This window comes from Hwanghaeella grinnelliae, from assembly GCF_004005845.1.
In the GTDB taxonomy this organism is placed as follows: Bacteria; Pseudomonadota; Alphaproteobacteria; order UBA8366; family Aestuariispiraceae; genus Hwanghaeella; species Hwanghaeella grinnelliae.
In genome coordinates this window covers 339,536-361,127 of record NZ_SADE01000002.1, presented here as the reverse complement: position 1 = coordinate 361,127, position 21,592 = coordinate 339,536, and the positions used below count along the sequence as shown (strand labels likewise).

Here is a 21,592-nt window from a genome sequence, read left to right as displayed (position 1 = left end):
TTTTTTTTATTGCGATGCAGCATAGTAACCCGAGGGGTCGAAGGAGTCACCCCTAAGGGGCGGATTGTAAATAACAGAACGGTAATGAATACAGTAAAAACAACCGTTTAAATATCAATAAAAGCAGTGCGGTCATGCAGCGTTTCCGCTGTTACCACCGCCCGCCCGACGGCCCGCGCGACCGCATCCGCGGTCAAGGCGCCGAGATGCATCAGCAGGTCCGGGGACACCGTGCCGGTCTTGCCGTCGGTCGCGCCCAAGCTGAACAGCAGGTCGCCGTCGAAGGGCGTGTGAACCGGGTGGATGGCGCGGGCCAACCCGTCATGCGCCATGATCGCGATCCGCTGCGCCTGGGCGACCGTCAGGGGGGCGTCGGTGGCGACGACCCCGATCGTCGTATTCTCGCCCGCTTTTTGTCCCAGCCGGCGCGGCCGTTTCGTGCGATAGGCCCCGCCGGTCGGAACGGGTTGCGGGGGGCTGACGCCGAATTCGCCGTCCAATTCGAAAGGCCAGGCCCACAGGCCGGACCCGTCGGGCGTGATCGGCGAGCCGACGGAATTCAGCGCTATCAGCGCGCCGACCGTATAACCGCTTTCCGGGTCGATGGCCGAACAACTGCCCAAACCGCCCTTCACCGGTCCGGCGATGGCGCCATAGCCGGCACCCGCATTGCCGAGCTGGAATTCAAGCCCGGCGGCCTCGCAGGCCCGGTATCCCAATTGCCGATAGGGCGGGTCGTCGCCCCACTCCTTGTTTCCACCATTTGCCAGATCGAACAGAATTGCCGCCGGGACGATCGGCACCACCTTGCCGGCGATGTGGAAGCCCCGGCCCGCCGCCGCCAGCCAGGACTGGGCGCCGCCGGCCGCGTCCAATCCGAAGGCGGACCCGCCGCTCAATACAATCGCGTTCGCCCGGTCGACCAGGGTGCCGGGTCGCAGGGCGTCCGTCTCCCGCGTGCCGGGCGCGCCGCCGCGCGTGTCGACCGCCGCGATGGCCCCCTCGCCCTGCGCCAGTACCACGGTGGTGCCTGAAGCGACTGCCTGGTCCTCCGCATTGCCGACCGTCAGGCCGGGCACGTCCGTGATCAGGTTCAGTTTGCCGGGTTTGGGCAGGAATTGCGGGTCGTGGGGAAGGATCGCCATGGCGCTACTTTCATGCCGAGGGTTTTTATCGCGGCCAAGATTGTCCCGCCTCGCCCGCCAAGGCAAACGCGGGATAGCGCGAAGCTGAACATTGTTCCCGTTGAGGTGTGACCCGAAAGCGCCGGTTTACGAGGCAGGCCTAAGTGACGAAAGTTTCCGTCCTGGAGAGTAGGCAAGATGCACACCGTTGGCATTCCTCTCCCGAATGGCCGTCCAACGAGCGCCCCGGGGCACCCAAGCAATGGCGCTTTCGGGCCATCTCGAATATTAACTAACGATAGTATTTAGTCACATAATGTTCGCGCTATGCATGCTCGGTGGCCGCGCGCGACCGTGCGTTTAGCGCTTAAAGAACGCCTCGAACGAGGCATTGGTCAGATTATTTGACGTTCACGGTGTTGCGCGGTCGGGAATGGTGAGGCGGAAGGTGGTGCCGGTGCCGCTGGTCTGCAGCAATTCCAGGTCCCCGCCGTGGCCGCGCAGCAATTCGCGCGCGATGGCAAGGCCAAGGCCGGATCCGCCGGCGCGTGTCGACCCCTTGAAGGGTTTGAACAGGTTTTCCTGCGCCCTGGGGGGCAGGCCCGGCCCGTCATCCGAGATATCGACCACCGTGCCGCCATTGTCCTGTCGGACCGAAACATCGATGGCTTGCGCGCCGGCCTGGACCGCATTGCGGATCAGGTTCGACAGCGCCCGGTAAAGCTGGTCGCGATCCGCGTCGATCATTCGGCCCTCTACGGTTTCGGCGCTCAGCGTGATGCCGTCGATCTCCCGCTCGCAAACCTCGTCCAATAAATCCTGCAGCGCGAAGCGGCTGCGTTTCAGGCTGGGACTTTCCTGGCCGACATAGTTCAGCGTGTGGCTGCACATGGCGATGGCGCGGTCGATCGACGAAATCAGCGTCGGCGTGATCCGCCGCACCTCCGGGTCGTCGGATTCTTCCAGCCGGTCGAAAACCAGGATGGCGCGCGACAGAATGCCTTTCAGATCGTGATTGATCTTGGCGACGGCGGTGCCCAAGGCGGCCAGATGTTCCTTCTGTTGCAGGGCCGCGCGCAGGCCTTCCTGCATGGAAGCGAGTTCCTTTTCCGCAACACCTACTTCGTCGCGCCGGGCGGTCGGTACGATGACCCGGGTCGCGTCCTCAGGATTGTCGCGGAAAGCGGTCATATTGGCTGTGATGCGGCGCAGTGGGCGGATCAGAATCCAGTGTAGCGCCAGAAAGACGAGACCGGCGGTGAACAGGGAGATCACCAGAGACAACAGGAAAATACGCCAGCCGAAATCGAGCAGGGCGGCGGACATCGGGCCTTCGTCGATGACGACTTCGATTTCGGCATCCATGTCCTTGGGGCTGTATCCGATGACCCGCAGCACCCGATCTTGGCGCACAATCATGGAATCCAGGGCGCCGGAAATCATATCCAGGGGAGACAGTTCCTCCAGCCGTATGGTGCTGTCGACGGCGCGCGGATTGTCTTCCATCAGCGTCAGTTTCATGCCGCTGCGCCGGACTGAAATCGCATGTGCGCCGGTGAAATCGAGCAATTGTTGTTTCAGCTTGTCGGATACGATGCCGTCCGGCGTGGCGTCCAGCGCCAGAATCCCCAGATGCGCGTCACCGATCCGCTGCACCATGTAGTCCTGCCGAAACCGCGCGACGGACGGCAGGAAGATCAAGACTTCCGCCAGCATCACGAAGACGGCGGTCAGGATCAGCACCCGGGAAGACAGGCTATGCATGGCCACCGATCCAAGAATCGTCAGTCCGGGCGTTCGGGCCGAATACCGCACTGTGGCCCTGCAGTGTATCGACCGTCATGGTTCCTAGACTGCCATGGTTGCGGGGCCCTTAAAGGAAGGCCCATTCGTGAATGATCAAGTAAACGTGAGTCCGTCTTCGGCCAAGTGCAAGACCTAAAGGTGTTTCAAGGGGAGCAGCACGTCGCAACACACTAGGACTTTGCGGCTATAGCTTCGTTCATCTGTCCACGGATTTTGCGCCGAATTTCTTAAGAACGACCGGCGCGAGAGAGAGCACCGCCAATCCGGCTAGACCAACTAGCAATTCGGGAGAAATTAGCCCCTCAACAGTGAATTCTGCATCTGACGCAAGGAGTTCACCGAGGCCGGCACCAAGAAATGCATATACAGCGGACCCTGGGATGATGCCAAAGAACGTTGCGATGACAAATGTTCGAAGGGACACGCCAAGAAATGCGGGTACGATATTAATGACGAAGAACGGAAAAACTGGCACCAAACGAAGAAACAGCAAGTAGTTCATTTCATTGTCATGGAAGCCTTCGCGCAATCGACCAAGCCATGGGCCTGCCTTTTCACGAAGAATGTCCTCGAATGCCGTCTTCGTTGCCAAAAATGCTCCGGTCCCTCCGAGTGTTGCCGCAATGACAATATAAATAGTGCCAAGGATCGGACCGAACAGGAACCCGCCAGCCAGTGAGACAATTGTTGCAATCGGAAGGAAGAAAACAACAGACAGCGCGTAAATGGCGACGAAGACTGCGGCGGTGACGAGATGGTACTTTGCGACAGTTTCGACCAGCCATTGGCGATGTTCGCGAAGCGAATCGAAGGAAACATGCTCATTTAGGCCGAAAACAAAAAACGCTGCAAAGCCAGCGACGATCAACACCAGGGGCGCGAACCGCCAGGGTGATTTCGGCGACGCCTTTTGCGGCGTGCTCTCTTCCGCAATCTCGCTCATGTCATTCCGCCTTGGATCGGTTGTCACAATCGCATGTCCCGTCGCCCCGCCCTTTGGTCCGTTATGGTGACGTGGCATTGTAAAGGGATGATTTAGACGATGATGTAAAGCGGGGGGCCGATCACTGCCATTCAACCGTCCGTGATGGCGCCCGGGATGGCGCCCGTGATGGCATGCGCGGGCGTTACGCATGCGTTTTGCCTTGGTATACCTTCGATCCGCGTTGACTTGGTCCCGTGCCCGCACTATACACCGGCGTCGTTTTCACAGGCACGGCGGGTCCATAGGGCCGGACGCCGCGATTCTGCGTCTGTCGCAGGGCCGGGTCAGATCGTCCTGAAAACTACGAGAAAGCAAGAGAGTTTAGCGATCCTCCCGGGTCAGCGGATTTCGGTCCGGTCCGGCGGGGACTGTAGGAGAAGAACGGTGAAACGTACCTTTCAGCCCAGCCGCTTGGTTCGCAAGCGTCGTCACGGTTTCCGCTCGCGCATGGCCACGTCCAGTGGTCGCCGCGTGCTTGCCAACCGCCGCGCCAAAGGCCGCAAGCGTCTGTCCGCGTAAACGATGACCCGGCCCGCCGTCGAAAGATTGAAGCGACGGGCCGAGTTTGTCGCCCTTTCCCGCGCCAAACGCAGCACAGCGCAGCCGGGATTGGTTTTGCAGGCAGCGAAACGGCGTGACCTTCCCGGCCCCACTCGGCCGGGCTTGACCGATAACGCGGTTCGTATCGGTTTCACGGCCAGCAAGAAAGTCGGCGGCGCGGTTCAGCGGAACCGTGCGAAACGACGTCTTCGCGCCATCGCGGATGAGGTTCTGGTGCCGCATGCGAAAAGCGGTGTCGACTTTGTTCTGATCGCCAGGGCGGGCACGCTCGACAGGCGTTTCGACGATCTGCGCACGGACATGGAAAAGGCTATGAAGCGTTTGAAGGTCTGGACAATCAGCGACGACCGGAACACCACGCCGAATGCCCACCAACCGTCGCGGCAAGACGGCCGCGGTTCATCCGAGTAAAAGGCTGCAGGGTTATACCGCCGCCGAGTTTAGAGGCTGACTGAGGGATCATGGACGGCGACAACAAAAGAAACATGATACTGGCGATCGCTTTGTCTGCGATCATCATGCTCGGCTGGCAGTTCTTCATTGCGCTTCCGCAAGAGGAAGCCCGCCAGGCCGCCCAACAGCAGCAAGCCGCTGAGCAGGCACAGTCCGGTTCGAATGAGGCCGCGCAGCCGAAGATCGGCGCCGAAGTGCCTGCCGGGATCCAATCCGTCGCCGATTTGCCGAAAGCCCGAAACGACGTTCTGGACGACACCGCGCGGCTGGACATCGAAACCCCCCGTCTTTCGGGCTCCATCGCCCTGAAAGGCGCGCGTTTCGACGACCTGACTCTGCGCAATTATCATGAGACCGTGGACGACGACAGTGCCAACATCGTGCTGCTCAACCCGGTCGGCACCGAAAAGCCCTACCTCGCCGAATTCGGCTGGTTGGGCCAGTCCGGCGACCTGCCGACGCGGGCCACGGTTTGGAGCGCGGACAAGCCCGCATTGACGGTGAATGACCCGGTCACGCTGAGTTGGACGAACGACAAGGGCGTGCGGTTCGAACAGGTTATTACGCTTGACCAGAATTACATGTTCACGGTCACCCAGCGTGTCGTGAACAATGCGGGCGAGCCGCTGACGGTCGCGCCCTATGGCGTGATCTCGCGGACCGGCACACCGAAAGTTCTGGGCTATTACATCCTGCATGAAGGCCCGGTCGGCTTTCTGGGCGAAAGCCTGAAAGAACCGAAATACGATGACCTGATCGACGAAGGCGTCGTACAACCCGCGCAAAAGCAAGCGACGACAGGCGGCTGGCTCGGTATCACCGACAAGTACTGGCTGACGGCGCTGATCCCCGACCAATCCGAAACCGTCCAGACCAGCTTCACCGGCGACCGGACGAACGGCAAGAACCGCTACCAGGCGGACTTCCTGACCGACGCCAAATCCGTCGCACCGGGCCAGACGCTGGAAGTCACGAACCGGCTGTTCGCGGGCGCCAAGGAAACCACGCTGCTGGATAGTTACCGTGACAATCTGGGCATTGCGAATTTCGACCTCGCGGTCGATTTCGGTTGGTTCTACTGGCTGACCAAGCCGATCTTCTACGGCATCCATTTCCTGCACGGCGTTTTGGGCAATTTCGGCCTGGCGATTTTGGCGCTGACCTTCGGCATCAAGCTTCTGTTCTTCCCGCTCGCGAACAAATCCTACCGGTCCATGAGCAAGATGAAGCTGCTGCAGCCGAAAATGGTCGAGCTGAAGGAGCGCTATGGCGACGACCGCCAAAAGCTGAATACAGAGATGATGGAGCTGTATAAGAAGGAAAAGGTGAATCCGCTGTCGGGCTGTTTGCCGATCATGCTGCAGATTCCCGTTTTCTTCTCGCTCTACAAGGTGCTGTTCGTCACCATCGAAATGCGCCACGCGCCTTTCTACGGCTGGATTCACGATCTTTCCGCGCCGGACCCGCTGGGTCTGTTGGAAGGCTTCGGCATGTTCCCCTGGGAAGTTCCTGCGGCGCTGGCCATCGTCAATATCGGCGTCTGGCCGGTGATCATGGGCCTGACGATGTTCCTGCAGCAGAAGCTGAACCCGGCCCCGGCCGATCCGATCCAGGCGAAGGTCTTCATGTTCATGCCACTGATGTTCACCTTCATCCTGGGCGGTTTCCCGGCCGGTCTGGTGATCTATTGGGCGTGGAACAACTCGCTTTCGATCCTGCAGCAATATGTCATCATGCGCCGCATGGGCGTTGCGATCGGTGGCGGCAAGGCGAATACGGGCGATTCAGCCAAGTCCTGACCGCTATTCAATGACGCCGATTGGTTCTGGGGGGCTCGTTTGCGATGCCCCGTTCTGGAGGAATGGCCATGGCCGATGCGCCGGCCCCGACAGCTGAATACACGGACGAGGAATTGGAGGCGGGCCGCCTTCTGTTCGCGCGCCCCTGCACCTTCGTGAAGAGTGTTGTCCGCACGGCGGACCTGCCGCCGGACGGACCCATCGAAGTCGCTTTCGCGGGGCGGTCCAATGTGGGCAAATCGAGCCTGTTGAACGCGCTGGTCGGTCAGAACGCCCTGGCGCGGACCAGTAACACCCCGGGCCGGACCCAGGCCTTGAACTATTTCGATCTGTCCGACGAAACCCTCATGCTGGTCGACATGCCGGGATACGGGTTCGCCAAGGCGCCCAAGCATTTGGTGGACGGCTGGAACCAGTTGATCCATGACTATCTGCGCGGACGGCAATCCCTGCGCCGTCTCTGTGTGCTGATCGATGCGCGGCACGGGCTGAAGGCTTCCGATATCTCCCTGATGGAAGGGTTGGATTCGGCGGCCGTCTCCTACCAGATCGTGCTGACCAAGCGGGACAAGATCTCCGCCCCGCAATTGGAAAAGCTGATCGCCGATATCGCCGTGGTCCTGAAAAAACACCCGGCCGCGATCCCGCAGGTCCTTGCCACATCATCGCGCAAGGGGCTCGGCATGGCGGAATTGCGGGCGGAACTGGCAATGCTGGCGGCCCCCGCGAACAGCGACTAAACTCCAGCGGAAATTGAATGCCCATCCTGCTGTCCGGCTGCCGCTATCGGTTCTGCCCAGGGACAGCGGCTGGAAGAACATGTTGGTTGAAGGAAACGCCGGGGACCCGCGCATGAGTGAAGACGACAAGGACGGCCAAGCCGAAAAAGACGATCTGGCCCATCGGTTGGAGCATAAATCCCGCCGCCGTCTGGAATGGCTGGCCCAGGCGGGCATCCTGACGGAAGCCCTGCCCTATATGCGCCGCTACAATGACGAGACGATCGTCATCAAATATGGCGGCCATGCCATGGGCAACGACGAATTGGCGAAACTCTTTGCGCGCGACATCGTCCTGCTGAAGCAATGCGGCATCAATCCCATTGTCGTTCATGGCGGCGGCCCGCAGATCGGCGCCATGCTGGACAAGATGGCGATCAAGTCCGAATTCATCGACGGATTGCGCGTGACCGATGGGGAAACCGTGGGGATCGTCGAAATGGTCCTCTGCGGTCAGATCAACAAGGGCATCGCAGCGGCGCTGGCGGAAGCGGGCGGCCGGGGTGTCGGCATTTCCGGCAAGGATGGTGGGCTGATCCGGGCGCGCAAGGTGGAACGCACCAAGAAGGATCCGGATTCGAATATCGAACGGGTTTTGGATCTAGGATTCGTCGGCGAACCGGAAAAGATCGATCCGACCATACTGGACGTATTGCGGTCGACGGATCTGATTCCGGTGATCGCGCCCATCGGTCTGGGGCCGAACGGGGAAACATACAACATCAACGCCGATACGGTGGCCGGTGCCATCGCGGCGGCGGTCAATGCGCGGCGCCTGCTGCTGCTGACCGATGTCGCCGGGGTGATGGACAAGGACAAGCATGTCATCACCGATATGGATGTGGATCAGGCCAGCCGGCTGATGGAAGACGGCACCCTGACCGGCGGCATGATCCCCAAGGTGGAAACCTGTATCGACGCGATCAATAAGGGCGTCGACGGCGCCGTTATTCTGGACGGACGTGTGCCGCATGCGATTCTGCTGGAAATGTTCACCGCGCATGGCTCGGGAACGCTGATCCGCCGCCGTTAGGCGGGACCCCAGGGTCTAGGGTCGAAAACCCGTCAGAGTTCCGTGACGCCCTTGGTCGTCGAATGTTCGAAATGCAGCGCCTGATCGGGGAAGACCCGGGCAAAAGCCGCATGCGCCGCGCCCGCCGCATCCGCGAAGCCCTGCAGAATCAGTTTCAGCTTGCCCGGATAGTCGGCGACATCGCCGATGGCATAGATGCCGGGCCGGTTCGTCTCGCAGGTCGACCGTTCCACTGTGATCTGATGCTTGTGCAGGTCCAGGCCCCAATCGGCGATCGGTCCCAATGTGTTGGCCAGGCCGTAGAAGGGCAGCAGCCGGTCGGCGTCCAGCATTTTCTCGTTCCCGTCCAGGTCCTTGACCGCGACTCCGGTCAATTGCCCGGCGGATCCTTGCAATCCCGACAGTTGGAACGGCGTCACCAGATCGACAGCCCCACTTTCCGCCAAGGCGTGCAATTGGCGCACGCTTTCCGGCGCGGCGCGGAACTTGTCCCGGCGGTGGACGACGAAAACCTTTTCCGCGATCGGGGCCAGGGAGACGGCCCAATCAACCGCCGAATCCCCGCCGCCACCGATGACGATCCGCTTGCCGCGGAAGTCTTCCCGGCGCTTGACCAGATAGAAGACGCTTTGGCCCTCAAAATCCTCCAACCCGTCCAGGGGTGGGCGGTTCGGGCCGAACGCCCCCGCACCAGCCGCGATCAGGATGACCTTGCAGGCCACGGTCTCGCCTTTCGAGGTTGTCAGCGTGAAGCCGCTTTCGGCATCGCCTGCGACCGCCTCGACCCGGCGGCCCAAAAGATAGACCGGATGGAAGGGTGCGGCCTGCGCTTCCAGTTTTGTGATCAAGTCGCCGGCATCGACGGCGGGAAAGCCGGGAATGTCGTAGATCGGCTTTTCCGGATACAGTGCGGTGCATTGGCCGCCGACCTCGTCCAGCGCGTCGATGACATGCGCCTTGATACCCAGCATGCCCAGTTGGAAAACGGCGAACAGGCCGACGGGGCCGGCGCCGATGATCACGGCGTCCGACTCAATTCTCGCGGCGGGGGATGTCTCTGTGCTCATGGGAATTGGGGGTAGTGCGTCAGGCCCGATTGGTCAATCGGCGGGGCCCGTTTGAGGGATGCGGTTGGGGTTTCTGTTGCCGGTGTGAATCGACTATAAAATCAGGCATACGGGTATTCCCTCAAACCGATCGTCGGACCGGGTCACATCATGACACATGCCAGCACAGCAGAGGGTGAGGATCATGTCGTAACCCTCGCCTTACCGGACGAGGCCGCGACACGCGCGCTCGGCGCCAGGCTTGCGCCGGTGCTGCGACCGGGCGACATCCTGGCCCTGTGGGGCGATCTGGGCGCGGGCAAGTCGACCCTGGCGCGCGGCTTGATCCAGGCCGCGATGGGCGAGGAGATCGAGGTGCCAAGCCCGACCTTCACGCTGGTGCAGATATACGACCTGCCGGAATACGAGCTTTGGCATATGGACCTGTACCGGCTGGACGACCCGGAGGATGTGTTCGAACTGGGGGTCGAGGACGCCTTCGCCGAAGCGGCCAGCGTGATTGAATGGCCGGACCGGATGGGCGCTTATCTGCCGCTACACCGGCTTGATGTCCGGATCGAACAGGAGGGTGCGGGCCGGACGGCGACGCTTTCGGCGCCGCCCGGCGCCTGGCACGGCAGGCTGGCCGATGCCGGATTAGGGGAGGGATCGGTGTGAGCGCGCGGGACCAGGCCTTGACCCAATTTCTGACCGCCAATGGCTGGCGCGACCAGGATCGCGCCGTGTTGGCGGACGATGCCTCCTTCCGGAGATACGACCGGTTGAAGGATGGCTGGCGCCGGGCCGTGTTGATGGACGCGCCGCCGGACAAGGAAGATACCCGCCCCTTCGTCCGCATCGCCACTCTGCTGCGTGACGCCGGCCTAAGCGCGCCGGAAATCATCGCGCAGGATGTGGAGAACGGTTTCCTGCTGCTGGAAGACATGGGCGACGACACCTTCACCAAGGTTCTCGCCGCCGGCGCGGACGAAGCCACGCTCTACGCCCAGGCCCTGGAGGCGCTGGCCGCGCTGTATCGGCGCATCGATGTCGCGGCCCTCGGCGACCTGCCGCGCTATGACGAGGCATTGTATCTGCGCGAAGTATCGCTGCTGATCGACTGGTATCTACCCGCCTTGCGCGGCCCCCTGCCCGATGAGGTGCGCGACGCGTTCCTGCAGGCTTGGCGCATGGTCCTGCCCCGTGCGGCGGGCGTGCCCGAGACTTTGGTGCTGCGGGATTACCATGTGGACAATCTGATGTGGCTGCCGGAGCGTGAGAGCCCGGCCTGCGTCGGTTTGCTGGATTTCCAGGACGGTGTCGTCGGACCGGTGACCTATGACCTGGTCTCGCTGTTCGAAGACGCAAGGCGGGATGTCGACCCGGCGGTGACGGCCAAATTGCTCGACCGTTACCTCACATTGTTTCCGGATATCGACCGCGAGGCCTTCGAAGCTTCCTATGCCGTCCTGGCGGCCCAGCGCAGTACCAAGATTCTGGGGATCTTCACGCGCCTTGCCCATCGCGACGGCAAGCCCGGCTATCTGCGTCATACCGCCCGGTTGTGGCGCTGGCTGGAAGGGGACCTGGCGCATCCGGCGCTTGCCCCAGTCAAGGACTGGTTCGACCGGGAAGTGCCGCCGGCGCTGCGCCGCGAACCCCCGGCAGAGGCCGCATGATGGCAAAGCAAGAAGCCAGGACCAAGAAGGCCGCCACGATCGAAACCGCGATGATTCTGGGCGCGGGGCTCGGCACGCGCATGGCCCCGCTGACCGACACGACGCCGAAGCCGCTGGTGCCGCTTTGCGGGAAGCCGCTAATCGATTGGCCGATCGACCGGCTGGCGGCAGCGGGCGTGACGAAATTCGTCGTCAACACCCATTACCTGGCAGATCAGATGGTGGAACATTTCGAGGGCCGCACGGATGTGATCCTCAACTTCGAACCGGAAATCCAGGAAACCGGCGGCGGCGTGCGCGACGCATTGGACAAGATCGGCGACGCCCCTTTCTTCGTGACCAGTTCCGACGCGATCTGGTTCGACGGAATCAAACCGGCGGTGCAACGCATGCTGGACGCCTGGGACCCGGACAAGATGGACGCCCTGTTGCTGCTGGTGCCGGTTACGGGATCCTACGGGTATGAAGGCTCCGGCGACTATTATCTGGACGCCGATCAACGGGCCGCACACCGGGGCGACCGCCTGGTCGCGCCCTATCTGTTCGGCGGCTTGCAGATCCTGAAACCGTTCCTGTTCGAAGGCGCGCCGAAGGGCCCCTTCCCCTTGCGCCTGATCTACAACAAGGTTCAGGAAACGGAGCGCCTATACGGAATCACCCATGATGGGGAATGGTACCATGTCGGCACGCCCGAAAGCCTCCGGGAGGTCGAGGAAGTGATCGCCGAGGGCTATACCAAAGCGAATACGCGATGAAATTCGGCCAGGTCTATTCGATCCCCGCCGAGCGCTCCTTCGTCGACGCGCTGGCCGACGGATTGCTGCGGCAATGGGGCGATGACCCGCTGGCCCTGTCGGAAGTCATGGTTCTGCTGCCGACGCGGCGTGCCTGCCGCTCGCTGCGCGAAGCCTTCCTGCGCCGGGCGCAGGGGGCGGCCTTGCTGTTGCCGCGGATGCGGCCGATCGGCGATGTGGATGTGGAGGAAATGATCCTTGGATTCGGCGCCGGTGCCGGTCTGGAATTTTCCGACCTGGTCGCCGACCTGCCGCCGCCGGTTTCCGCGATGCGGCGGGTTCTGGTTCTGGCTTCGCTGATCCAGAAATGGCCTTACGGCTTCGATAATCCCAGTCCCGAACAGTCGGCCATCCTGGCGGGCGATTTGGCGCGGCTGTTGGATCAGGTCCATATCGAGGGTCTGTCGCTCGACAATCTCGACCGCCTCGCGCCTGAGCGGTTTTCCGAGAACTGGCAGCAGACCTTGAGCTTCCTGAACATTCTGCGGGAGAACTGGCCGAAGATTCTGGCCGAGGAAGGGGCACTGGACCCCGGCGAATGGCAAACGGCGATGCGCCGGGCCCAGGCGGACCTTTGGCGCGCGGACCCGCCGCAGCACCCTGTCATCGCCGCCGGGTCCACCGGCAGCGTCCCGGCGACCGCCGATCTTCTTTCCCTTATTCTGGAAATGCCCAAGGGCATGGTCGTCTTGCCCGGATTGGACAGGACCCTGGACGACGCGGCCTGGACGGAAGTGGCCAGGGATCAAGGCCATCCGCAATTCGGCCTCTCGCGCCTGCTCGACCGGTTCTCTCTTCAACGGACCGAGGTGATCGATTGGCCGGGCGAGGACCACGAGGGCGAGACCAGAACCAGCCGCGTCCATCTGCTGTCAGAAGCGATGCGGCCGGCGGCGGCGAGCGATGCCTGGCGGCATTTGCCGGATTTCACGGCAGAGGATATGCGCGGCGTTTCGCAAACCGTCTTCGACACATCCCGCAGCGAAGCCGTTTCCATCGCGATGATGATGCGCCGTACCTTGGAAGCGCCGACGAAACGCGCCGCCCTGGTGACGCCCGATCGGTCGCTTGCCCGGCGCGTTGCGGCGGAATTGCAGCGCTGGGGTTTGACCGTCGACGATTCCGCGGGCCAGCCTTTGGGCGCGACGGTACCCGGCAGCTTCCTGCGCTTGATCGCCGAGACGGTGAATGAAGGGTTCAGCCCGGCCACGCTGTTGTCGGTCCTGAAACATCCGCTGGCCCGGGGCGGCCGTGGGGCCGGTGCCTTCCGGCATCAGGTTCGGCTGCTGGAACGCTGGGTGCTGCGGGGCCCGAAACCGGCTCCGGGCTTCGATGGGCTGCGCGCCGCCCTTGAAGGCGCGGACCTGCGCGATATGGATCATGACCGGGCATCGGTGGCCGAAAGCCTGTCCGGGTTTATTGCAGGTTTGGCAGAGATGTTTTCCCCGCTGACGGACCTGATGCAGGGGTCGGCTGTGTCCCTGCGCGACTGCGTCCTGGCCCATGGCCGTGTCGCCGAAGCGCTGGCGGACGATCCGGACAAGCCGGGCGCGGACCGCATCTGGGCCGGTGAGGCAGGGGAAGCCGCAGCTCTTTTCGTCCAGGAATTGGCTGAAGGCTGTGCCGACCTGTTCGGCGATATCGCACCGGCGGATTACCCGGGCCTGCTGGATGCGATGATTTCAGGGCGGGCGGTGCGGCCGCGGTATGGCGCGCATCCCCGGCTTTTCATCTGGGGACCCCTGGAAGCGCGGCTTCAGCATGTGGACCTTGTGATCCTGGGCGGATTGAACGAAGGCGTCTGGCCGCCTGAGCCGGAGACGGATGCCTGGATGTCGCGTCCCATGCGGCAGGAATTCGGCTTGCCGGCGCCGGAACGGCGCATCGGCCTCAGCGCCCATGACTTCGCCCAGGCCTTCGCCGCGCCGCAGGTGGTGCTGAGCCGGGCGGAAAAAGTGGACGGCCAGCCGACCGTGCCGTCGCGCTGGCTGTCGCGGCTGCATGTGGTGCTGGACGCCCTGGGATTGGGCGATTCCGACGGTCAGGCGAATGTCCTGGCGGTGGAGGATCCTTGGACGGATTGGGCGGGCCTGCTGGAACGCAGCCGGGGGCCGACCGCATCCGCGCCGATGCCCGAGCCACGCCCGCCGGTCGAAGCACGCCCGGTGGGATTGTCGGTGACGCGCATCGAAACCCTGATGCGCGACCCCTATAGCATTTTTGCGCGCTATATCCTGCAGTTGAAAGTTCTCGACCCGTTGGAGGCCGATCCCGGTGCCGCCGAGCGCGGCACCTTCATTCACCAGGCGTTGGAAAGGTTCGTCGCCGACTATGCCAGTGGACCCTTGCCGGCGGAAGCGCGCGACGTTCTGATCCGTGAAGGCGAGGCGGCTTTCGGCCCGGTCCTGTCGCGGCCGGCGGTGCGTGCCTTCTGGTGGCCGCGGTTCGAGCGGATCGCCGATTGGTTCCTGCGCGAGGAAGCGAAACGCCGCGGTGGGCTGGACCTGTCTTTCGTCGAACAGAAGGGAAAGACAGTGGTGCCGATTGCAACCGGGCAATTCACCTTGCAGGCGACCGCCGACCGAATCGACCGCATGGCCGACGGCGGCTATGTGATCATGGATTACAAGACCGGGCAGCCGCCATCCAAGAAAGATGTAAAGACCGGCAAGGCCCCGCAGATGCCCTTAGAAGCGATGATTTTGGCGGATGGCGGTTTCGGGTCGATCGGCCCCGGCACGGTGGCGGAATTCCAATACTGGCGCCTGTCGGGCGGCAGCCCCGCCGGCAAGATCACCCCGATCGACGAGGATGTAAGCGGCATCGTCGATGAAATCCGTGACGGGTTGATCGCCCTGATCGATGGTTTCATGCAACCGGAAACGCCCTATCTGCCGACGCCGCGCAGCGCCTTGAAAATGCGCTTCAACGATTACGATCACCTGTCGCGCAAGGCGGAATGGTCCGCCGGCGGGGATGGTGACGCATGACTGGCGCATCGTTTTCGTCCCCCCGCCCGGATCCTAATATCGCGCAGCGTAAAGCCGCGGACCCGACGGGCAGCGTCTGGGTCAGCGCCAGCGCGGGCAGCGGCAAGACCAAGGTTCTGACCGACCGGGTGCTTGCCCTGCTGCTGACTGGGTCGGCGCCGGAAAAGATACTCTGCATCACCTTTACAAAGGCGGCGGCGTCGGAAATGGCGAACCGCTTGAACGCCCGGCTCGGCGCCTGGGCGCGGATGGATGACGAGACGCTTGCCAAGGAAATCGCCGCCATTCTGGACCGGCCGCCCTCGCCGCAGGAGGAAAGGCGCGCACGGCGGCTTTTCGCCCTGGTTTTGGACGCGCCGGGCGGCTTGAAGATCCAGACAATCCACAGTTTCTGTCAATCGCTGCTGGGACGTTTCCCGATCGAGGCGAATACGCCGCCGCATTTCGATGTGATGGATGAACGAACCGCCGCCGAATTGATGCAGGTTGCGCGGGACCGGGTGCTAAACCAGGGGATGGACGATCCCGATCTGGGCAAGGCCCTGGGCGTCATTTCCCAGTATGTGCAGGAAGACCAGTTCAATACCCTGCTGCAGCGAATTTCGTCCGAACGGTCGCGCTTGGCGATGCTGATCGGTGACGGCGAGGAACCGCTCTTTGACGCGGTTGCGCGGATCTATGCTGCGGTCGGCGCCGATCCCGCCTTGGGCGAAGACGATGTGGTCGCGGCGGCCTGCGAAGACGGTGCTTTCGACAAAGCGGGGTTGGCCTCAGCGTTTCAGGTGCTGCGCGATCTGGGTACGCCCAAGAATGACGGCGCCGCCGCGGCCCGGATCGAACGATGGATCAATGCGGATGCCGCCGGACGGCAGGCGATACTGGATGACTACAGGTTGGCGTATTTCACGTCCGGCGGGGATCCGCGCGCGAATCTTGCCGGCAAGAAGGTGCGCGAGCAGCGCCCTGACATAGAGTTACTGCTCGACCGCGAGCGCGAACGCCTTGTGGAAATCGACGCGGCGGTGGCGCGTCAGGTAACGGCCGCGTGCTCCGCCGCGCTGTTGACCCTGGGAACCGCCATCCTGGCGCAGTATCAGCGCGCCAAGGATCTGCGCGCCAAACTGGACTATGACGACCTTATCCTGCGGGCGCGGGACCTGCTGCGCGGCAGCCTCGTCGCCAATCCTTCCTGGGTAATGTTCAAGCTGGATGGCGGGATCGACCACATCCTGGTCGACGAAGCGCAGGACACCAGCCGTGAACAGTGGGAAGTGATTTCCGGCCTGGCCGATGACTTCTTCAGCGGGGAAGGTCAGGGCCTGGAAAACCGCACGATCTTCGTTGTCGGCGATGTGAAGCAATCGATCTACAGTTTCCAACGCGCCGACCCGGATGCCTTCGACACTATGCGCGATTATTTTCAGGCGCGGATTCAGGCGGCGGGTGAACGGTTCGGCCGCGTGCCGATGGAGGTTTCCTTCCGCTCGACCGAAGCGGTGCTGGCGGCGGTGGATGCCACCTTTGCCGACGACCGCGCCAAAATCGGCCTGGTGCCGCCGGACGGAACCGTGACCCATTACGCCCATCGCGCCGGCGTGCCGGGACTGGTGGAACTGTGGCCGGTGGTTGAGAAGGTGGACGGCGAGGTGCCGGAACATTGGAGCGCACCGGTCGCCGTCCAGTCGGACGTGCCGCCGGTGGCACGGCTGGCCCAGGGGCTGGCGGAAAAGATCGCCGGCTGGATCGGAAAGGAATATCTACCGTCCAAGGGTCGGACCGTCAGGGCCGGGGATATACTGGTGCTGGTCCGCCGCCGGACCGAATTCGTCGACCGGCTGATCCGGGAGTTGAAACAGCGCGGCGTCACCGTCGCCGGGGTCGACCGGCTGACGCTTTCCAAGCATATCGCGGTCATGGATCTGTTGGCGCTGGGCCAATTCCTGCTGCTGCCGGAAGACGATCTGACACTGGCGACGGTGCTGAAGGGCCCCTTCATCGGTTTCGACGACGACGATTTGTTCCGGCTGGCCCATGACCGGGGCAAGCAGAGCCTGTGGCGGCGGCTGGAAGCAGCCCAAAAATCCGAAGGCAAGGTAGATGGCCGGATGAAAGCGGCCTGGGACTGGCTGTCGGGGCTTCTCGCGGCCGTCGATTACCACCCGCCCTATGAGCTCTATGCCCATATCCTGACCCAACCCTGCCCCGCGCCGGTGCCTTCCCATGCCGCGGTTGCGGAATTCGCGCCGATGAGCGGAAGGCGGGCCCTGATTTCCCGCCTTGGCGTCGAGGCGGAGGATCCGGTGGACGAGTTCCTCTCCCTGACCCTTTCTTTCGATCTGCGGCGCGTGCCGTCCCTGCAAGGGTTCCTGCATTGGTTCGCGGCGGGGGAAGCGGAAATCAAGCGCGACCTGGAATCGGGCGAAAACGATGCCCTACGTCTGATGACCGTCCACGGCGCGAAAGGTTTACAGGCGCCGATCGTCATTCTGCCCGATACGGTTCGCAAGCCGGCGGGCGGCGGCGCGAATGTTTCCTTCTATTGGGTCGACGACGCGGTGAGCCGCGCCGGCGCCGATGCCTCCCCCGTCTTCTTGTGGCCGCCTGCCAAGCGGTTCGAGGAGGATCGCTGCAAAACCGCGCGCGAAGCGGCGGAGTGGAAGGCGGACCAGGAGTACCGCCGCTTGCTTTATGTCGCCATGACGCGGGCCGAGGACCGGCTGTATATCTGCGGATACAGCACTGAGAAGGCGATCAAGGAAGGCTGTTGGTACGATCTGGTCAGAAACGGTCTGAACGGCCTGCCGGGTATCGCGGAAGTGCCGTTCGATGCGGGTGAAGACTGGAGCGGCGACGCCCTGCGCCTGTCGATGGGGGCGGCGAACGAGGATGTCGGCAGTGAAACCGCTGAGGGGGCGGTGGTGACCGCCGCCGCGCAAACCTCTGCCGATTTAACCGATATTCCTGTGCCGGATTGGCTTTTTGCCGAACCGGCGGTGGAACCGACGCCGCCGAACCCCGTTGCACCCAGCCGGCCCGATGTGGAAGACCCGCCGGTGCGGTCGCCGCTGGCCGATGGCAAAGGCCCCGATGGTGGCGTTCTGGGGGATGAGGACCGGTTCAAACGCGGCTTGTTGATCCACAGTCTTCTGCAGTTCCTGCCCGACCAGCCGGCGGGCCGCCGCCGCGAATTGGCGCTGTCTTACCTGTCACGCCCTGCGCATGGGCTGACGGAGGCGGGACGCGACCGAATGGTCGAGGAAGTCATGGCGGTGATGGACCATCCTGATTTCGCCGCGATATTCGGCCCAGGCAGCCGGGCGGAAGCGCCTATCGTCGGTGTTTTGGAACGGGCGTCCGGCATCGATGTCGTTTCCGGCCAAATCGACCGCCTTTTGGTGACGGAAAACGAGGTTCTGGTCGTCGATTACAAGACCCTTAGGCCCGCGCCTGCCGATTCGAGGCAGATTCCCTTGGCGTATCGCCGTCAGTTGGCAGGGTATAAGGGATTGTTACAAAAGGTTTTTCCAGGAAAAACCGTGAAATGCGCCTTACTCTGGACGGATATTCCCAGTTTGATGCCCGTTGATGACGATTTGATAACGCTTTGATTACCGGGACTTTTCCGAGCCTTCTTGACCCCGATATGGCGCGTTCCTAAGTTCTTTCTAACAGAAACAGCAACCCAGTTGGTGTTGAACGGCGTACCGTTTACACTACGACCCCGGTCTTACCAGAAGGACGCGTCCTAAACAGGCGCATGTCGGGGGACAAGCCCGTTCGAGATTCCTTCCCAGAAACGGCGGGCACTATCAGGAGAGAGCTATGTCGACAGTAAAAGTCAGCGATTCTGAATTTCAGTCTGCGGTCTTGGACGCGGACGGCCCCGTCCTCGTCGATTATTGGGCCGAATGGTGCGGCCCCTGCAAAGTGATCGGCCCGGCGCTGGAGGAAATTGCCAGCGAAATGTCCGGTTCAATCAAGATCGCGAAAATGAACATCGACGAAAATCCCCAAACGCCGTCGAAATACGGCGTGCGCGGCATCCCGACGCTGATGCTGTTCAAGGATGGTGAAGTCGTCGCGACCAAGGTTGGCGCCATGCCCAAGACTCAACTGGCGGACTGGGTGAATTCCGTCGTCTAACGCGCTTTGCGGTGCGCAGGCTGCCGGTGAGCGAAAGGGTGCGGATCAGGAATTATCCGCCAGGACCTCACCAGCTAGGTAAAGCGACCCGCAAATCAATAGAATTCCCGGCGGCCGCCCTTTCAGGGCGGCCGTTGCCTTTTCCAGGCTCTCCGCCGGTTCCGCGATCAGGCCAACTGAGAGGGCGGTTTCGCACAGCTCTTCCGCGCTGAGGCTGTTTGCCTCGCCGGGAATCGAAATCGTCGCGACGTTTTTTGCCAAATTCGCAAACGGCGCCAGAAACCCTTCCGGTGTCTTCGTGTTCAGCATGCCCGCGATCATGTATAGCGACTTGCCGAGCCACGCCTTGGCGGCATGGGCGGCCAGTGTCTGGCCCGCCGCGGCATTGTGCCCGCCGTCCAGCCAGACCTCCCATTCCGGGCCCAGAAGTGCGGGGATCGGCCCTGCGGTCAGCCTTTGAAGGCGCGCCGGCCAAACAGCGCCGGCCAGTCCCGCGGCGATATCCGCATCCGTCACCGTGAACCCGGCTTGGCGCAGCACGTCGATGGTGGCGCAGGCGGTGCCGGCATTTACTGCCTGATGCGGGCCTGTAAGGCCCAGTGGCGTGTCCTTGGGAAGCGGAGCGGCCTCTATGATCCTTGTGCCTGCGCGTTCGGCGGCGGCGCCGATGACCGCTGCGGCGATCGGGTCCTGGGGGGCGACCACGCTTGGAACGCCGTTTTTCTGAATCGCCGCCTTCTCACCGGCGATGGCGTGCAGATCGCCGCCCAGATATTGGGTATGGTCCATGGAAACGGGCGTAATGACGGTGCAGGCCGGTTTGTCGACCACGTTGGTGGCGTCCAAACGCCCGCCTAGGCCGACCTCCAGTAACAGAATATCCGCCGGTGTCTCGGCGAAAGCCTTCAGCGCGGCGCAGGTCGTGATCTCGAAGAAGGTGATTGGCTCACCCCCATTGTCCTGCTCGGCGCTCTCCAGGATGGCCGATAGATGGTCTTCCGCGATGATCTCGCCGGCCAGGCGAATACGCTCCGCGAACCGCACCAGGTGGGGCGAGGTATAGACATGGACGCGGTAGCCGGCCTGTTCCAGAATCGATCTTAGGAAGGCGATGGTCGAACCCTTGCCGTTGGTGCCGGCCACATGCACGACCGGCGGCAAGCTGTCCTGCGGGCGTCCCATCCGGTCCAGCAGGCGGTCGACCCGGTCCAGCGTCAGGTCGATGATCTTCGGGTGCAGGCCCATCAGCCGGTCCAGAATGGCGTCGCTGCGCCTGGATACGGTGGACGAATTGGGCGCGGGAGTCCCGGGCGGCCCAGAATCCGGTTTATCGGATGTGGTCGATGGTTTCACGGTGCGGCTTCACCAGCATGGGGCCGTATCGGGTCGGCCGATTGGACTGTCAGGTTTTGTCGGGACCGGACTCGGCGCTATCGGGAATATCAAGGTCTCCCTCCGCCGCATCTTTGTCCGAAGACGCTTCCGCCATGTCCACGGGTTTACCGTCCATCAACAGGGAGATCAGGCGGATGATCGTCGGGCGGATCTGCGTCCGCGGCGCGACGATGTCGACCATTCCGTGTTCAAGAAGGTATTCGGCGGTCTGGAAGCCGTCGGGCAAGGTTTCCTTCACCGTCTGTTCGATGACGCGCCGGCCGGCGAATCCGATGACCGCGCCCGGCTCGGCGATATGAATGTCGCCCAGCATCGCGAAACTGGCGGAAACGCCGCCGGTCGTCGGGTCGGTGAGCAGCACGAAGAAAGGCAGTCCCGCTTCCTTGACCTCCTGAACGGCGATCACGGTGCGCGGCATCTGCATCAGGGACAGTATGCCTTCCTGCATGCGCGCCCCACCGGTGGCGGGAATGATGATCAGCGGCGCCTGCTGGAAAACCGCCAGATGCGCGGCGGTCACAATGCCCTCGCCGACGGCGACGCCCATGGAACCGCCCATGAACGAGAAGTCGAAGGCTGCGACCACGACCGCGCGGCCCTCCATCTTGCCATGGGCGACGATGATGGCGTCTTTGTTGGCGGTCTTGGTATCCTGCTTCGACTGGGCTTCTTTCAGGCGGTCGCTATAGCGCTTGCGATCCCGGAATTTCAACGGGTCCAGAGGTGTTTTCGGTAATTCGGCCCGGTCGTATTCACCGTCATCGAACAGCATTTCCAATCGCTGTTCGGCCGGCAGGCGCATATGGTGGTTGCAGTGCTGGCAAACGTGATGATTGGCCACCAGGTCACGGTGGAAGATCATCTGCCCGCAATTGTCGCACTTGTGCCAAAGATTATCCGGAACTTCGGGTTTGGCGCCGACCAGGGCCTTGATTTTCGGTCGGACATAGCGCTCAAGCCAAGACATTCCGTTAGTCCCCTCCTTCGGGGTTGCCTCTATGGGCC

Annotated in this window: 17 protein-coding genes; 11 read left to right on the top strand and 6 right to left on the bottom strand. The window is 62.6% G+C overall.

Translation table 11 applies throughout. The features are described from left to right. Positions 1-107: 107 nt before the first annotated feature. From EOI86_RS12365 to EOI86_RS12355, 3 genes are all read right to left on the bottom strand, one after another. Positions 108-1,145: a P1 family peptidase gene (locus EOI86_RS12365; protein ID WP_127765508.1), complete on the bottom strand. Its 1,038-nt coding sequence runs from the start codon at positions 1,143-1,145 to the stop codon at positions 108-110. 390 nt (positions 1,146-1,535) lie between these two features. After that, positions 1,536-2,888 carry a sensor histidine kinase gene (locus EOI86_RS12360; RefSeq protein WP_127765507.1) on the bottom strand — a complete coding sequence of 451 codons (1,353 nt, stop codon included), beginning with the start codon at positions 2,886-2,888 and terminating at the stop codon, positions 1,536-1,538. Positions 2,889-3,126: 238 nt separating this feature from the next. Beyond that, complete coding sequence (locus EOI86_RS12355) at positions 3,127-3,873, bottom strand: TVP38/TMEM64 family protein (protein WP_161973812.1); 747 nt, start codon at positions 3,871-3,873, stop codon at positions 3,127-3,129. Between the two features lie 426 nt (positions 3,874-4,299). On the opposite strand from EOI86_RS12355, the gene rpmH reads away from it, so the two are divergent. From rpmH to argB, 5 genes are all read left to right on the top strand, one after another. Further along, entirely contained in the window at positions 4,300-4,434 is a 135-nt protein-coding gene (rpmH, locus tag EOI86_RS12350) for a 50S ribosomal protein L34 (RefSeq protein WP_127765505.1), read from the top strand. Between the two features lie 3 nt (positions 4,435-4,437). Continuing rightward, positions 4,438-4,887, top strand: coding sequence for a ribonuclease P protein component (gene rnpA / locus EOI86_RS12345; RefSeq protein WP_127765504.1), 450 nt, complete (start codon positions 4,438-4,440; stop codon positions 4,885-4,887). 50 nt (positions 4,888-4,937) lie between these two features. Beyond that, positions 4,938-6,728, top strand: a complete 1,791-nt coding sequence (gene yidC / locus EOI86_RS12340; protein ID WP_127765503.1) for a membrane protein insertase YidC — start codon at positions 4,938-4,940, stop codon at positions 6,726-6,728. Between the two features lie 62 nt (positions 6,729-6,790). Further along, positions 6,791-7,468: a ribosome biogenesis GTP-binding protein YihA/YsxC gene (yihA, locus tag EOI86_RS12335; protein WP_127766373.1), complete on the top strand. Its 678-nt coding sequence runs from the start codon at positions 6,791-6,793 to the stop codon at positions 7,466-7,468. A gap of 112 nt (positions 7,469-7,580) precedes the next feature. Beyond that, positions 7,581-8,540 (top strand): acetylglutamate kinase, encoded by a 960-nt coding sequence (argB, locus tag EOI86_RS12330; RefSeq protein ID WP_127765502.1) that lies wholly within the window; start codon positions 7,581-7,583, stop codon positions 8,538-8,540. A 32-nt stretch (positions 8,541-8,572) separates the two neighbouring features. Here argB and EOI86_RS12325 read toward each other — a convergent pair whose 3' ends face one another. Then, positions 8,573-9,607, bottom strand: a complete 1,035-nt coding sequence (locus EOI86_RS12325) for an NAD(P)/FAD-dependent oxidoreductase (RefSeq protein ID WP_127765501.1) — start codon at positions 9,605-9,607, stop codon at positions 8,573-8,575. 150 nt (positions 9,608-9,757) lie between these two features. Here EOI86_RS12325 and tsaE point away from each other — a divergent pair, with 150 nt between their 5' ends. From tsaE to trxA, 6 genes are all read left to right on the top strand, one after another. Further along, on the top strand, positions 9,758-10,264 hold the full coding sequence (gene tsaE / locus EOI86_RS12320) for a tRNA (adenosine(37)-N6)-threonylcarbamoyltransferase complex ATPase subunit type 1 TsaE (RefSeq protein ID WP_127765500.1): 507 nt from the start codon (positions 9,758-9,760) through the stop codon (positions 10,262-10,264). Next, positions 10,261-11,265 carry an aminoglycoside phosphotransferase family protein gene (locus EOI86_RS12315; protein ID WP_161973811.1) on the top strand — a complete coding sequence of 335 codons (1,005 nt, stop codon included), beginning with the start codon at positions 10,261-10,263 and terminating at the stop codon, positions 11,263-11,265. Before tsaE ends, EOI86_RS12315 begins: the two co-directional genes overlap by 4 nt. Beyond that, entirely contained in the window at positions 11,262-12,020 is a 759-nt protein-coding gene (locus tag EOI86_RS12310; protein WP_240035651.1) for a nucleotidyltransferase family protein, read from the top strand. Before EOI86_RS12315 ends, EOI86_RS12310 begins: the two co-directional genes overlap by 4 nt. Further along, positions 12,017-15,049, top strand: coding sequence for a double-strand break repair protein AddB (gene addB, locus EOI86_RS12305; RefSeq protein WP_127765498.1), 3,033 nt, complete (start codon positions 12,017-12,019; stop codon positions 15,047-15,049). The genes EOI86_RS12310 and addB overlap by 4 nt, the downstream gene beginning before the upstream one ends. Then, a complete protein-coding gene (gene addA, locus EOI86_RS12300; RefSeq protein WP_127765497.1) occupies positions 15,046-18,657 on the top strand; it encodes a double-strand break repair helicase AddA in 3,612 nt (1,203 codons plus the stop codon). The genes addB and addA overlap by 4 nt, the downstream gene beginning before the upstream one ends. Positions 18,658-18,871: 214 nt before the next feature. Beyond that, positions 18,872-19,192, top strand: coding sequence for a thioredoxin TrxA (trxA, locus tag EOI86_RS12295; protein ID WP_127765496.1), 321 nt, complete (start codon positions 18,872-18,874; stop codon positions 19,190-19,192). Between the two features lie 45 nt (positions 19,193-19,237). Here trxA and EOI86_RS12290 read toward each other — a convergent pair whose 3' ends face one another. Beyond that, a complete protein-coding gene (locus EOI86_RS12290; RefSeq protein ID WP_240035650.1) occupies positions 19,238-20,545 on the bottom strand; it encodes a bifunctional folylpolyglutamate synthase/dihydrofolate synthase in 1,308 nt (435 codons plus the stop codon). A 49-nt stretch (positions 20,546-20,594) separates the two neighbouring features. Next, positions 20,595-21,554 (bottom strand): acetyl-CoA carboxylase, carboxyltransferase subunit beta, encoded by a 960-nt coding sequence (gene accD / locus EOI86_RS12285; protein WP_127765495.1) that lies wholly within the window; start codon positions 21,552-21,554, stop codon positions 20,595-20,597. Positions 21,555-21,592 lie beyond the last annotated feature (38 nt).

Bases quoted from the DNA above. Each gene is read 5' to 3' on its own strand.
- rnpA (WP_127765504.1), top strand. From the start codon at position 4,438: ATGACCCGGCCCGCCGTCGAAAGATTGAAGCGACGGGCCGAGTTTGTC.
- EOI86_RS12365 (WP_127765508.1), bottom strand. From the start codon at position 1,145: ATGGCGATCCTTCCCCACGACCCGCAATTCCTGCCCAAACCCGGCAAA.
- EOI86_RS12355 (WP_161973812.1), bottom strand. From the start codon at position 3,873: ATGAGCGAGATTGCGGAAGAGAGCACGCCGCAAAAGGCGTCGCCGAAA.
- accD (WP_127765495.1), bottom strand. From the start codon at position 21,554: ATGTCTTGGCTTGAGCGCTATGTCCGACCGAAAATCAAGGCCCTGGTC.
- trxA (WP_127765496.1), top strand. From the start codon at position 18,872: ATGTCGACAGTAAAAGTCAGCGATTCTGAATTTCAGTCTGCGGTCTTG.
- EOI86_RS12310 (WP_240035651.1), top strand. From the start codon at position 11,262: ATGATGGCAAAGCAAGAAGCCAGGACCAAGAAGGCCGCCACGATCGAA.
- addA (WP_127765497.1), top strand. From the start codon at position 15,046: ATGACTGGCGCATCGTTTTCGTCCCCCCGCCCGGATCCTAATATCGCG.
- EOI86_RS12325 (WP_127765501.1), bottom strand. From the start codon at position 9,607: ATGAGCACAGAGACATCCCCCGCCGCGAGAATTGAGTCGGACGCCGTG.
- tsaE (WP_127765500.1), top strand. From the start codon at position 9,758: ATGACACATGCCAGCACAGCAGAGGGTGAGGATCATGTCGTAACCCTC.
- addB (WP_127765498.1), top strand. From the start codon at position 12,017: ATGAAATTCGGCCAGGTCTATTCGATCCCCGCCGAGCGCTCCTTCGTC.
- argB (WP_127765502.1), top strand. From the start codon at position 7,581: ATGAGTGAAGACGACAAGGACGGCCAAGCCGAAAAAGACGATCTGGCC.
- yidC (WP_127765503.1), top strand. From the start codon at position 4,938: ATGGACGGCGACAACAAAAGAAACATGATACTGGCGATCGCTTTGTCT.
- EOI86_RS12360 (WP_127765507.1), bottom strand. From the start codon at position 2,888: ATGCATAGCCTGTCTTCCCGGGTGCTGATCCTGACCGCCGTCTTCGTG.
- yihA (WP_127766373.1), top strand. From the start codon at position 6,791: ATGGCCATGGCCGATGCGCCGGCCCCGACAGCTGAATACACGGACGAG.